The organism is Actinospineispora acaciae DSM 45401, assembly GCF_000620785.1.
Classification (GTDB): domain Bacteria; phylum Actinomycetota; class Actinomycetes; order Mycobacteriales; family Pseudonocardiaceae; genus Pseudonocardia; species Pseudonocardia acaciae.
Map to the genome: position 1 here is coordinate 240,609 of NZ_JIAI01000005.1, position 12,601 is coordinate 253,209.

A 12,601-nucleotide genomic window follows, 5' to 3' on the forward strand; every position below is an offset into this window, starting at 1 on the left:
CAGCCGGTCAGCCCCAGCCCAGCTCGTGCAGTTCCTGGTCGTCCAGACCGAAGTGGTGGGCGACCTCGTGCACCACGGTGACCAGCACCTCGTGCACCACCTCGTCCTCGTCGGCGCACACGTCCAGGATGGCGTCCCGGTAGATGGTGATCCGGTCCGGGAGCACGAACGAGTACGTGCTGTCCCGCTCGGTGAGCGCGATGCCCTCGTAGAGCCCGAGCAGGTCGGGCTCGTCCGGGTGCCGGTCGGCGGCAAGCACCGCCACGTTGCGCATCTGCCTGGCCAGCCCGTCCGGGATCTGGTCCAGCGCGTCGGAGACCAACTCCTCGAACCGTTGCCGGGTCAGCTGGAGCGGCCGGTCGGGGCTGGCGTCACCCTCCGTCGGAGCTCCCTGGCGGCTTGGGCAGCTGCGGCCCGCCGTTGCCCGGCTTGGTCAGCTCGCCGAGCGGGTTGCGCGGGAAGTCGTGGTCCTTGGACAGCTCGTCGCCGCCGGGCAGCGGCACCGGCGACGGCTTGGGCAGCTCCGGGGCGTCCTTGAGGATCTCCGGGAGGTCGTCGTCCTTCTTCTTCGCGGCGGCCGAGGAGTCGTCCTCGTCCGACTCCTCCGGGCCGCTGCCCGGCGCGGGCGCGCCCGGCGGCACCGGGGCCTCGACCGGCGCGGCCGGCTGGTTGCCGACCTGTACCGGACCCTTGACGCTGCCGGTGATCGGCGCGAAGCCGCTGCGGTCGGGCAGCTGCGCGGCCAGGTTGCAGGCCACCTTCCTGGTCCCGGCCGCCCACGACTCGGCGGTCAGGTTGTCCCACATCACGGCCAGCTTCTTGGTGCTGAGCACGTTGTCCCCGCCGGCGTAGCCCGAGGCCAGCTTGCTGCACGCCGGCTGGAGGAACCCGTCCTGGTCGCCGACCGAGGGGTACTTGCCGGAGAACTTCTGGCCGAGGTCGACCGAGCCGACCGACTCGATGGAGTGCGGCAGCGCGCAGTCCACCGGGTCGCCGATGAACCGGCCGTCGATGCCCAGGCAGGTACCGGCCGGCCGGATGTCCGCCTGGTCCTGGGCGCCCACCTTGCCGAGGATCGGGTACAGCGCGCCGGACCGGGAGAACCGCTGGATCCCGCAGCGCAGCGTCCGGTCGCCGTCGTTCCAGCTCTTCTGGGACGGCTTGAGCGCGCCGGCCCGGAACGCGCCGTCCGGGTCGTACTTGCCGTCCAGGTACTTGATCACCATCGGCGTGCAGCGCTCGTTGACCAGCGCGCGGAAGCGCTGGTTGTTCGGCATCGCCGAGCCGGGCGCGAAGTCGGCCAGTTGGGCGGGGCCGGCCTGCTCGAACAGGTGCTGGCGGCCGCAGTCCACGGCGAAGGCGTCGGCGGCGTCGGCCCGCTTCCAGGTCAGGCAGGTGCCGGGGGTCGCGGGCGGCGGGGTCCGGTCGGCCAGCGGGCGCTGGTTGTCGGGGACCGGCGCGGAGGCCAGCGTGCTCAGCACCGGCACCTTGGTGCCCGCCACGTCGTTCAGCGCGGCCACCAGCAGCATGGCCGCCGCGCCCGCCAGCAGCCCGACGACGGCGACCACATGGTGCGGGCGCAGGCCGCCGACGCGCGCGAGCGGGCCGCCGGGGGTCTGGTCCGACGGCGGCTCGGCGGGCGCGCCTGTGTCATGAGTGACGCGTGTGGTGGTCGTGGTGGACTCCATCTCGGAGGCCATCATGCCGTTTCCGATCCCGGAAAACCCGTTTCGGGGCGGCCAACGGTCACTGATGTGCTGCGAAACGCGCTTGCGGATGCCCGGAGTAGGCCAGACGTGGTTGCATGGACGAGCGGCCGGTACGGTGCCGCGAGCAGGGGGTGAGAGGAAATGAGCACGGACGGCGAGAAGCCACGCCCGGAGTCGAGCGGAGCGCGGAGCGAGCCGACCGCGCCCGAACCGATCAACATCCCCGCCGATCCCCCCGAGCCGGCGCCGTACGCGGACCCGCCGACCCCCGATGAGCCCAAGGCCGAGTCCAAGGCGCCGGCGGAGGAGGCGGCCGCGGAGGACGCCGAGACCCGCCCCAAGGGCCGGATCCGCTCACAGGACCCGGAGACGACGGTCCCGCGCGAGCCCACCCTGGCCGAGCGGCGCGCCCGCGAGCAGGCGGCCCGGCGCGAGCAGGAGGAAGAGGAGGCCCGGCTCGCCGACGAGGCCCGCCGCAAGAAGATCCGCAAGCGGGTGCTGATCGGCGGCGGGGTCACCGTCGGCGTGGCGGCGCTGGTGGCGATCGGCTACTCCGCGTCCCAGCCGGACGAGGTCGAGGCCCGCTGCGTGGACGACAACAACGTGGTGGTGGACGACAACAACTGCGTGCAGCCGGCCGCCTCGTCGACCACCGCCACCGGCGGGTACCACGGCGGCGGGTTCGTGCCGTTCCCCATCTTCATCGGCGGCGGTGGCCGTCAGTACCACTACAACTACGGCGGTTCGGGCAACATCGGCCAGGTCGCCACCGGCGGCACCACGGCGGCCCCGAAGGACGCCACCGTGAAGACCCAGTCCGGGCGGACCATCCAGCGCGGCGGGTTCGGAGTGAGCAAATCGGGCGGCTCGGGCGGTGGCTCGGGCGGCAAGGCCGGCGGGTCCGGCGGTAGCTGACTGAGGATCGATGCGCAGGGAAACGGGTCCGGTGCGGCCGGACTGGCAACAGAAGATCGCCGAGCAGGGCATGTGCTTCGACACGCCCGGCCGGGGACACGGCGGGGCGCAGCGGCCCTACTGGGACGAGTCGGTGCACTACGTCTTCGACATGGACGAGGTGCTGTCCCTGGAGGCGGACGTCGAGCTGCTGCACTCGATGTGCCTGAAGGCCGTCGACCACGTGGTGACCACCGAGCGGTTCAAGGACTTCGCGCTGCCGGAGTGGTCCTGGGAGGCGGTGGCCGCGTCCTGGAAGCGCTCCGACCCGCACGTCTACGGCCGCTTCGACCTGCGCTACGACGGCTCCGGCCCGGCCAAGCTGCTGGAGTACAACGCGGACACCCCGACCACGCTGCTGGAGGCGTCCATCCTGCAGTGGCACTGGCTCAAGGACACCCACCCCGACGACGACCAGTGGAACTCGCTGCACGAGCAGCTGGTCGCCCGCTGGGAGGAGATCAAGTCCAAGCTGCCCGGCGCCGAGGTGCACTTCTCCTGGTCCGGCGGTGACGCCACCGGCGAGGACCACGTGACCACCGCCTACCTGCAGGAGACCGCCGCCGAGGCCGGCCTGGACACCGTCGGGCTGGCCATCGAGGACATCGGCTGGGACGTGGCGCTGGACAGGTTCGTGGACCTGGAGGAGTCGTCGATCGCCGCGCTGGTGAAGCTCTACCCCTGGGAGTGGGTGCTCACCGACGAGTTCGGCAAGCACGCGCTGCGCAGCCTGCCCGAGACGCTGTGGATCGAGCCGCTGTGGAAGTCGGTGCTGTCCAACAAGGCGCTGCTGGCGGTGCTCTGGGAGATGTACCCCGGGCACCCCAACCTGCTGCCGGCGTACCTGGACCAGCCCGGGATCCTCACCGAGTACGTCCGCAAGCCCCGCCTGGGCCGCGAGGGCGCCAACATCTCCATCGTGGCGCCCGGCCACGAGGTAGAGACCGGCGGCGTGTACGGCGAGGAGGGCTTCGTCTACCAGCTGTTCGACCCGCTGCCCGAGTTCGACGGGTTCCGGCCCGCGCTGGGCGCCTGGATCGTCGGCGACACCTCCGCCGGGCTGGGCATCAGGGAGACCGCCGGCCTGGTCACCGACGACGGCGCCGCCTTCGTCCCACACCGGATCCCGCAAACCTGAACGCCAACGTTGTGGCCTACAGGGGCGCCACAGTCGTCGCATGTCCGAGGTGGCATCGCGCGAGCTGAGCAACGACACCGCTGGCGTGCTCCGGCGTGTGCAACACGGCGAGCCCGTCACCATCACCGTGAACGGCAGGCCGGTCGCCCGGCTCGTCCCGCTGCAACGGACCGAGCGTCGCCCCGTCAAGCTGGACGAACTTGCCGAGATACTCCGGCATTCTCAGGCCGATCCTGGCTTGCGCAAGGATCTCGAGTCATTGGCCGGTGACACCACCGACGACATCTCGATCCGGTGAGCCGTCCGCGGTGATGGACGCGAGCGCGTCTTGTCGGGATCGTGAGCCGCCGTTCCGTCGACTTCGCCCGGGTTTCGCTGGACATCGGCATCATCTCGGTGGTCACGCTCGCTGAGCTTCATGCCGGAGTACTGGCCACCGCCGGTGGTCACCCAGGACGATGACTTCGCCGCCGTCGAGGGGATTGGTGGCCTGGAGGTCATCGGCGTCTGAGGCGTTGCTCCAGTAGGGTGGCCGCTCAGTTCCGGAAAAGGGGGCACGGGTGACCACGACGGTGCTGGCGTTGGAGCCGGGGTTCTTCGGTGTGATCGGCGGTGGCATCGGCGCCATCGTGCTGTACGCGCTGGTCGGGCTGCTGCTGATGCTGATCGGCTTCTACGCGATCGACCTGACCACGCCGGGGAAGCTGAACCAGCTCGTGCGCGAAGGCCGGCCGAACGCGGTCCGGGTGACCGGCGCCGGCATGGTCAGCATGGCGTTCATCGTGGTGGTCGCGGTGTACGGCTCGTCGGGGCGGCTGGCCGAGGGGCTGCTCGCGTCGCTGATCTTCGGCGTGGTCGGGATCGTGGCGCAGGCCGTGGCGGTGCGCATCCTGGAGTGGGTGACCAGGATCGACATCGGCGAGCTGCTGGCCGCCGAGGAGCCGCGCCCGCAGGCGTACGTGGTCAGCGCCGCGCACGTCGCGCTCGGCCTGGTCGTCGCGGTCGCCATCCTGTAGCAGCGGCCCGGCGGGCGACGGCGGAGACGGCTGCGGTTAACAGATTGAGGCGCACTGGAATGCGCTTGAGATCTGGTGTGGTCCGCGCTACTCTCGAGCTCGGCTCGAAAGCGTGGGCTGCCGGAAGTAGGCACCAAAAAAGAGACGGCCCCGTCGCCGGGGCCGTCGGGCCAAGGCTGCTCACCTTGGCGTGGTGCAACTTGAGTATACCCAGGTTTCATGGCGATCGCAGGTGAGGTGTCCCGTGGTTCGGGTCGCGGTGTACGTCGACGGCTTCAACCTGTACTACGGGCTGAAAGCCGGCTACGGCCGACGGTATCTCTGGCTTGACCTGCAGAGCCTGTCCACCCGGCTCTTACGCCCGGGTCAGCGGCTGCAGAAGCTCACCTATTTCACGGCGCGCGTTCGGAACGATCCAGCCGGTGAGCGACGTCAGTCCGATTACCTCGACGCACTGACCAGTCACCGCCCGTTGGTCACGCTTGTCAACGGACGATTCCAGGAGAAGCCGAGAAGCTGCCGAGGCTGTGCGGCGACGTGGACCGCATACGAGGAGAAGGAAACGGACGTCAACATCGCCGTCACGCTGCTGGAGGACGCGGTGGCGGATCGTTGCGATATGGCCTTGCTCATCTCGGCGGACAGCGACCTCTGCCCGGCCATTGCGGCCATGAAGCGTATTGACCCGGCCCGAAGGGTGATCGTTGCATTCCCGCCACGGCGGCACTCGGCCGATCTGAAGCGTCTCGTCGACGGCTACCTCCATATCGGCGCGGACAAGATTCGTCGATCTCAGCTTCCGAACGAGGTCCGTGGCGGTACGGGGGCCGTCCTCCACAGGCCAAAGCATTGGAGTTGAGGTGAGGCAAGGTGGCTGATGAGCTGCTGACGATGGCTGACATCGCTCGCCTGGCTCAGGTCAAGCTCCCAGCGGTCAGCAACTGGAGGCGGCGGCACAAGGACTCGTTTCCCGAGTCGAGCCGCCGCCAAGGCCAGGATCTGTTCAGGGGTGAAGACATAGCCCAATGGCTGGACGGACGCAAGATAGCCAGGAACGATCTCGCGCCCGGCGAGCTGCCCGACACGACGTACGGCATCAGGTTTCGAAGGAACCTCCGGCTTCCGATGCAACTGCCTGAAACCACGATGCGGGGCCTCTGGCGTCAGATCGAGCGCAATCAGGGAACACTGAGCCCCGCCGTGCAGGCTGACCTTGTTCTTGGTCTTCATTACCTGCGGTTCCGGGATCCAGAAACCTGGGCTCGTATCACAAGTTCTGAGCCATCGAGAGTAGGCTCAGAGATCAAGTACGCCGCCGTTCGCTTCGTAGGTGAGCGGAATCTTCCGATGGATTACCTGAGCCGTGCCGTCTTGTTGCCCCGCTGGGATGCCCACGGTACGTCTCAGCTCCATGCCTTGGTGCAGGCGATAGATCTGGCGTGGCGAGATGTCGAGGCTTCGGGCGCCTCCGAGGGCTGGATCTTCGACCAGCTGCTCGCGCGCTTCGCCGTGTCGGAAGGCCGTCGAGGGGCCGAGTACCTGGTACCACCCGAAGTCGTGCGGCTCGTGGTGGAAGCGCTCGCGCCGAGCCCAGGAGACAGCGTGCTGGACCCCTGGTGCGGCGCGGGTGGCCTGTTGGTGGGCCTGGTGGACCATGTGAAGCGGCTCGGCCACGACGCGTCTGCCATGACCGTCGCGGGGGCGACGCCCAACCAGCGATCCTGGTGGCTGACCAGGATGAACTGCGAGCTCCACGGTGTCGCCGCGGATGTAGGTGTGCGTCCGGCGATGACACTGGTCGATGACCCGCACCGAGGCCGACGGTTCGATATTGTACTGACCAACCCGCCCTTCAACATGAAGTTGAGGGAAGGCGACTACCGGTTCGATCGTCCTTGGCGTTACGGCGCACCGCCGAGGACGAACGCCAACTTCGCGTGGCTCCAGCATGTCATCAATGTCTTGTCGGACAGGGGTCGGGCGGCGGTCCTGATGCCAAACGGTGCATCAAGTTCGGTGCATCCCAGTGAGCGGGCCATTCGGCAACGCATGGTGGAGGACGGGGTCGTCGATGCCATTATTGGGTTGCCACTCGGACTTTTCGACGCGACCTCTATCCCGGTGGCGGTATGGATCTTGAGAGCTCCGGCAGGCGTCACCGACGACGATCGGGTTCTGTTCGTGGACGCTCGCCATTTTGGCCACGTGGCCGGCCGAAAGCGGGAACTTTCGTCCGCTGAGGTCGACCGGATCATTGAGATCCTGCGGATTTGGCACGCCGGCGAGCTTGGTGACGAAGTGTTGTCGTCGAACGGTGATCTCGTCGCGGTCGCGGGTCTCGACGACATGCGGGCGCACGACTTCCGTCTCTCCGCGAGCGTCTACGTTGCCAAGACGTTCAGCGACGACGACTCGGTCGCCAAGATTCATCGACTCAACGACGAGCTTGATGCCTTGGGCCGTCGAGCGGTCGACGTGGACGCGCATGCGGCGAGCCAGTTGGCGAGGGTCCGGGAATGGATTCCTTGATCGGCGACGTCCCGGACGGCTGGACCGCCTGCGGACTCGGCGACGTTGGCGACCTTCTGGCCGGGCCCGCCGGTGCGCGACTGCCCCTCGAACCGCGTACCGCATCGAACGTTCCGGTTGTCGCCCCACGGGAGCTACGGCATAACCGGATCGACGAGGACGATGGGTCCGCGGTGCCTCGGGAGGTGGCGGACGAGCTGGCGGGATATCGGCTGCGTCCGGGCGACATCGTGTGTTCGCGCACCGGGGATCTGGGCCGCCAGGCGCTCGTTGGCGAGAAAGAGGAAGGCTGGCTGATCGGTTCGGCGTGCTTTCGGCTGCGAGTGCACGGTTCGGTCGATGCAGCGTTCCTCACCTACTATCTCGGTCACCCCGCCGTCCGGGACTGGGTCGTCCGTAATGCCACCGGGTCGGCCATCCCGAGCATGAATATGAAGACGTTGTCCGCGCTGCCGGTCGTGTTACCGTCGCGAGAGATACAGAAAGCCATGGCCGAGGTTCTCGGATCCTTGGACGCGAAGATCGTTCTTCACGACCGGATCAGCAGGACCACCGCCGAGCTGCGCGACTCGTTGCTCCCCGTCCTGCTGCAGCGCGGCCCTGGGCGTGGGTAACGCGAGTGCGGGCGCCGAAGCGGCGTCGATAGGCTGCTACGGGTGATTGACCTCAAGTTGCTGCGGGACGACCCGGAGGCGCTGCGCCGCTCGCAGCGGGCTCGCGGGGAAGACCCGGCGGCGGTGGATGCCCTGCTGGTCGCGGACGAGCGCCGGCGGGAGGCCGTCGGGCGGGCCGACACGCTGCGCGCCGAGCAGCGCCAGCTGGGCAAGAAGATCGGCCGCGCCAGCGGTGACGAGCGCGCGGCGCTGCTGGAGCGGGGCAAGGAGCTGGCCGCCGAGGTCAAGGACGCCGAGTCCGCCCAGACCGAGGCCGACCAGGCGCTCGTCGACGCCCAGCGGTCCCTGTCCAACCTGGTCATCGACGGGGTGCCGGAGGGCGGCGAGGACGACTACGTCGTGCTCGAGCACGTCGGCACGCCGCGCGAGTTCGACTTCGACGTGCGCGACCACCTGGAGCTGGCCGAGGGCCTCGGCGCTGTGGACATGGAGCGCGGGGCCAAGGTGTCCGGCGCGCGGTTCTTCTTCCTCACCGGGGTCGGCGCGCAGCTCCAGCTCGCGCTGCTCAACCTGGCCATGCAGCGCGCCATCGCGAACGGGTTCACCATGGTGGTCCCGCCGGTGCTGGTCAAGCCGGAGATCATGGAGGGCACCGGGTTCCTCGGCGCGCACGCCGCCGAGGTGTACCGGCTGCGCGACGACGACCTCTACCTGGTCGGCACCAGCGAGGTGCCGCTGGCCGGCTACCACGCCGGGGAGATCATCGACCTGTCCAGCGGCGCGCGCAGGTACGCCGGTTGGTCGTCGTGTTTCCGCAGGGAGGCCGGCAGCTACGGCAAGGACACCCGGGGGATCATCCGGGTGCACCAGTTCGACAAGATCGAGATGTTCAGCTACTGCCGCCCGGAGGACTCGCAGGCCGAGCACCAGCGGCTGCTCGGCTGGGAGCGGGACATGCTGGCCGCCATCGAGGTGCCGTACCGGGTGATCGACGTGGCCGCCGGCGACCTGGGCTCCAGCGCCGCGCGCAAGTACGACTGCGAGGGCTGGCTGCCGTCGCAGAACAGGTACCGCGAGCTGACCTCGACGTCGAACTGCACCACGTTCCAGGCCCGCCGGCTCAACGTCCGCTACCGGGACGACGACGGCCGCACCCAGGTCGCCGCCACCCTGAACGGCACCCTGGCCACCACCCGCTGGATCGTCGCCATCCTGGAGAACCACCAGCGCGCCGACGGCTCGGTGACCGTCCCCGAACAGCTCCGCCCGCTGCTCGGTCGTGACGTGCTGACCCCGTGAGTGGTTAGCGTTGTCATAGCAACGCTAACCACTCACGGGTTGGGTCACCTTGTCGGCCACGGACCTGTCGAGGGCTACGCGGACCAGGGCGGCGGCCAGCTCGGCCAGGTGGTCGTCGGTGGTCAGGGCGGCGAGCTTGGGCGCGGACGTGGGCAGGCCGACCCGGCGGGCGCCGTCGAGGGCCTTGCCGTCCAGGGCGGGGCGCAGCTCGGGCCACACCGCCTGGGCCTCGCGGGCGAAGATGTTCGCGCCGGTCGGGCCGAGGCGGGGGAACGCGGTCAGCAGCTCGCGGACCTTGCGAGCCGAGCCGTCCGCTTTCGCGCGGAGCTTGCGCAGGTCACCGCCGTACTCGTCGAGCAGCAGCCGGGCGCCGTCGCCGAGCGCGGTGGCGGTCTGCTCGTCGTAGCGCTTGTAGTGCGCGCGGCCCAGCGCGTCCACCCGGTCCTGCCAGGACGCGTCGGTCATCCCCTTCGGCGTGCCCATCCCGGCCGATGCCAGCTCGCGGGCGGCGTCCACCGCGATGTCCGCCTTGATCCGGGTGGACAGCAGGATGGACAACACCAGCAGCCGGTACAGCGGCGCCGGCTTGTCGTCGAGCTTGATGCCGGCCTGGGCGGCGTAGGTACGGCCGGCCTCGGCCAGCAGCGTCTTCATCGTGTCGCGTTCGGACATGCGCCCCGACTACCCGGTGCGCGCCCGCCCAATCAGAACGGGCCGGTCAGCTCGCCGAGGCGGTCGGTCAGCCGCAGGTTCTCCGAGTAGTCCACCGGGCAGGCGATCACGGACACGCCGTCCGAGGACAGCGCCTCGGCCAGCGCGGGGGCGAGGTCGCCGGCGGCCCGCACCGCGTACCCGCGCGCGCCGAAGCTCTCCGCGTAACGCACCAGGTCCGGGTTGGAGAAGCGGACGTGGCTGTGCCGGCCCATCTCCAGGTTCATCTTCCACTCGATCAGTCCGTACGAGTCGTCCACCCAGACCAGCACGGTGAGCGGGATGTTCTCCCGCACGGCGGTCTCGATCTCCTGGGAGTGCATCAGGAACGCGCCGTCACCGACCGACGCCAGCACGCGGCGGTCCGGGTACACCAGCGACGCGGCCAGCGCGCCGGGCAGCGCGAAGCCCATGGTGGACAGCCCGTTGGAGAGCAGGCAGGTGTTCGCCGCGTAGGTCGGGTACAGCCGGGCCATCCACATCTTCACCGCGCCGGTGTCGGCCAGCACGATGTCCTCGCGGCCCAGCGCGGCGCGGGTGTCCGCCACCACCCGCTGCGGGACCAGCGGGAACGAGTCGTCGCCGGCGCCCCGGGCCAGCTCGTCGGCGAGCAGCGCGCGGATCTTGCTCACCCCGGTGCCGACATGGAACGGACCGGGCGCGGCCTCGCCCAGCGCGGCCAGCGAACGGGAGATGTCGCCCTCGATGCCCACCGCCACCGGGTAGTGGTCGTCCACCTCGGCGGCGAACCGGTGCACGTGGATGATCTTCTTGTCCCGCTTGGGGTTGATCTTCTCGGGGTCGAACTCCTGCAGCTCGTAGCCCACCGCCACGATCACGTCGGCCGCGTCGAAGCCGAAGTTGGCGTAGTCGTGGCGCATGAAGCCGACGGCGCCGAGCGCGTTGGCGTGGTCGTCGGGGAACACGCCCTTGCCGTGGAACGTGGTGGCCACCGGCACGTCCCACCGCTCGGCGAGCGCGACCAGCGCGGCGCCCGCGTCGTCACGGGCCGCGCCGTGGCCGGCCAGCACGATCGGCGAGCGCGCGGCCGCGAGAATCTCGGCCGCCCGGCGCAGCTGGGCAGGGGACGGCTCCTCGGGACGGACCCTGTTGATGGGCAGCGGCGCGCTGTCGGGCGCGGCCACTGCGCTCTCTACGTCCTGCGGCACCGCGAGGTAGGTGGCGCCGGGGCGCTCGGTCTGGGCGGTCTTGAAGGCGCGGCGGACCATCTCCGGCACGGCGGCGGGGGTCGGGACCAGTTCGGACCACTTGGTGATCGGGCGGAACAGTCCGACCAGGTCCACCACCTGGTGCGACTCCTTGTAGATCCGGTCCAGCCCGACCTGCGCGGACAGCGCCACCAGCGGTGTGGAGTTGGTGGTGGCGTCGGCCACGCCGAGCTGCAGGTTGATCGCGCCGGGGCCCAGGGTGGCCGAGCACACCCCGGCCCGGCCGGTGAGCCGCCCGTAGATCTCGGCCATGAACGAGGCGGCCTGCTCGTGCCGGGTGAGCAGATATCGGATCTTCGACCGGTTCAGCGCGTCGACCAGCTGGATGTTCTCCTCGCCGGGGATGCCGAAGACGTACTCCACGCCTTCGGCCTCCAGGCAGGCGACGATCAGCTCGGCGGTGGTGGCACCCGTGGCGGCGACGTCATCGATCACTTTGACCAGCTTAGGCATTCGTGACGGCCGTTGCCGCGGACTTGACCTCCGCTAAAGCTTCATCACCTCCACCAGGCTGGCGATGTCGTGCTCGCCGTGGCCGGCCGCGACCGCGGCGTCCATGAACCGCCGCAGCGGGACCAGCAGGTCGGGCTTGACGCCCTGGTCGCGGGAGGTCTCGATGAAGTTCTCGAAGGCCGCCGCCTGCATCGCCAGCGGGGAGGTCACGTCGCCGCCGTAGTCGCCGCTGTCGATCTGCCCGGCGGCGTGCTCCAGCGCCGGCAGCATCTCGCGGAGCCACGGCATCAGCAGCGGCAACAGCTCGGCGGCCGGGATGCCGTCGGCGCGGACCATGCTGACCGCCTGCAGGAACCCGGAGAACACCCCGTACATGCCGGTCAGCAGCGCGATGTCGTACAGCGCGGCCCTGCCGGCGTCGGTGCCGAGGAAGCGCGCCTCGCCGAGCACCTCCAGGGTGGCCCGGTGCTCCTCGAAGGTCGCGGCGTCGCCGCTGTAGAACACCGTCGACCCGGGCTGGCCGATCATCGGTGGGATGGCCATGATCCCGCCGTCCAGGTAGCGCGCACCGTGCCCTGCCGTCCATTCCGCCAGCTCGCGGGCCTGCCTAGGGCTGCCGTTGGTCAGGTTCACCAGGGTCCGGCCGGACAGCTCACCGGCCACTGGTTCGAGGACGTCGCGGACCGCCGCGTTGTTCACCACGCAGAGGATGACCAGGTCGCCCCCGGCAACCGCCGAGGCGGCGGTCTCCGCGCGGGCCGCGCCGGCCGCGACCAGCTCGTCCGCCCGCGAGCTCGTGCGGTTCCACACCGTGGTGGGGTGGCCGTTGGCCAGGAACGCGCGGGCCAGCGCCGCGCCCATGACGCCCAGTCCGAGCACGCTCACCGAAATCTTGTCGTTCGCCATGGGTGCGATCGTGCGGCCGTGCACTACTGTCGGACAAGTACTG

At 69.7% G+C, this 12,601-nt stretch carries 13 protein-coding genes; 8 read left to right on the forward strand and 5 right to left on the reverse strand.

From position 1 onward, the window contains the following. Positions 1–7: 7 nt before the first annotated feature. Both N912_RS0124160 and N912_RS54305 read right to left on the reverse strand, forming a co-directional pair. Positions 8–322 (reverse strand): metallopeptidase family protein, encoded by a 315-nt coding sequence (locus N912_RS0124160; protein ID WP_245645401.1) that lies wholly within the window; start codon positions 320–322, stop codon positions 8–10. Between the two features lie 49 nt (positions 323–371). Next, positions 372–1,688 (reverse strand): septum formation family protein, encoded by a 1,317-nt coding sequence (locus tag N912_RS54305; protein WP_169747942.1) that lies wholly within the window; start codon positions 1,686–1,688, stop codon positions 372–374. A 162-nt stretch (positions 1,689–1,850) separates the two neighbouring features. Between N912_RS54305 and N912_RS54310 the strand changes: the two genes are divergently transcribed. From N912_RS54310 to serS, 8 genes are all read left to right on the forward strand, one after another. Then, on the forward strand, positions 1,851–2,624 hold the full coding sequence (locus tag N912_RS54310) for a hypothetical protein (RefSeq protein ID WP_084211148.1): 774 nt from the start codon (positions 1,851–1,853) through the stop codon (positions 2,622–2,624). 10 nt (positions 2,625–2,634) lie between these two features. Next, positions 2,635–3,801, forward strand: coding sequence for a glutathionylspermidine synthase family protein (locus N912_RS0124175; RefSeq protein WP_028924410.1), 1,167 nt, complete (start codon positions 2,635–2,637; stop codon positions 3,799–3,801). Between the two features lie 40 nt (positions 3,802–3,841). Next, positions 3,842–4,099: a type II toxin-antitoxin system Phd/YefM family antitoxin gene (locus N912_RS0124180; RefSeq protein ID WP_028924411.1), complete on the forward strand. Its 258-nt coding sequence runs from the start codon at positions 3,842–3,844 to the stop codon at positions 4,097–4,099. Between the two features lie 262 nt (positions 4,100–4,361). Then, a complete protein-coding gene (locus N912_RS0124190; RefSeq protein WP_028924412.1) occupies positions 4,362–4,817 on the forward strand; it encodes a DUF350 domain-containing protein in 456 nt (151 codons plus the stop codon). Positions 4,818–5,061: 244 nt separating this feature from the next. Beyond that, on the forward strand, positions 5,062–5,676 hold the full coding sequence (locus tag N912_RS0124195; RefSeq protein ID WP_028924413.1) for an NYN domain-containing protein: 615 nt from the start codon (positions 5,062–5,064) through the stop codon (positions 5,674–5,676). 11 nt (positions 5,677–5,687) lie between these two features. Continuing rightward, on the forward strand, positions 5,688–7,346 hold the full coding sequence (locus tag N912_RS54315) for an N-6 DNA methylase (RefSeq protein WP_084211149.1): 1,659 nt from the start codon (positions 5,688–5,690) through the stop codon (positions 7,344–7,346). Further along, complete coding sequence (locus tag N912_RS0124205) at positions 7,334–7,960, forward strand: restriction endonuclease subunit S (protein ID WP_028924414.1); 627 nt, start codon at positions 7,334–7,336, stop codon at positions 7,958–7,960. Before N912_RS54315 ends, N912_RS0124205 begins: the two co-directional genes overlap by 13 nt. A gap of 42 nt (positions 7,961–8,002) precedes the next feature. Further along, positions 8,003–9,259 carry a serine--tRNA ligase gene (serS, locus tag N912_RS0124210; RefSeq protein WP_028924415.1) on the forward strand — a complete coding sequence of 419 codons (1,257 nt, stop codon included), beginning with the start codon at positions 8,003–8,005 and terminating at the stop codon, positions 9,257–9,259. Between the two features lie 24 nt (positions 9,260–9,283). Here the strand turns inward: serS and N912_RS0124215 are convergent, their stop codons facing one another. Genes N912_RS0124215 through N912_RS0124225 form a run of 3 tightly spaced genes read right to left on the reverse strand, consistent with a single transcriptional unit; the run spans position 9,284 to position 12,558 of the window. Beyond that, complete coding sequence (locus N912_RS0124215) at positions 9,284–9,931, reverse strand: HhH-GDP family DNA glycosylase (protein WP_028924416.1); 648 nt, start codon at positions 9,929–9,931, stop codon at positions 9,284–9,286. A 32-nt stretch (positions 9,932–9,963) separates the two neighbouring features. Beyond that, entirely contained in the window at positions 9,964–11,634 is a 1,671-nt protein-coding gene (locus N912_RS0124220; protein ID WP_245645402.1) for an acetolactate synthase large subunit, read from the reverse strand. Between the two features lie 51 nt (positions 11,635–11,685). After that, positions 11,686–12,558 (reverse strand): NAD(P)-dependent oxidoreductase, encoded by an 873-nt coding sequence (locus N912_RS0124225; RefSeq protein WP_028924418.1) that lies wholly within the window; start codon positions 12,556–12,558, stop codon positions 11,686–11,688. Between the last annotated feature and the right edge of the window lie 43 nt (positions 12,559–12,601).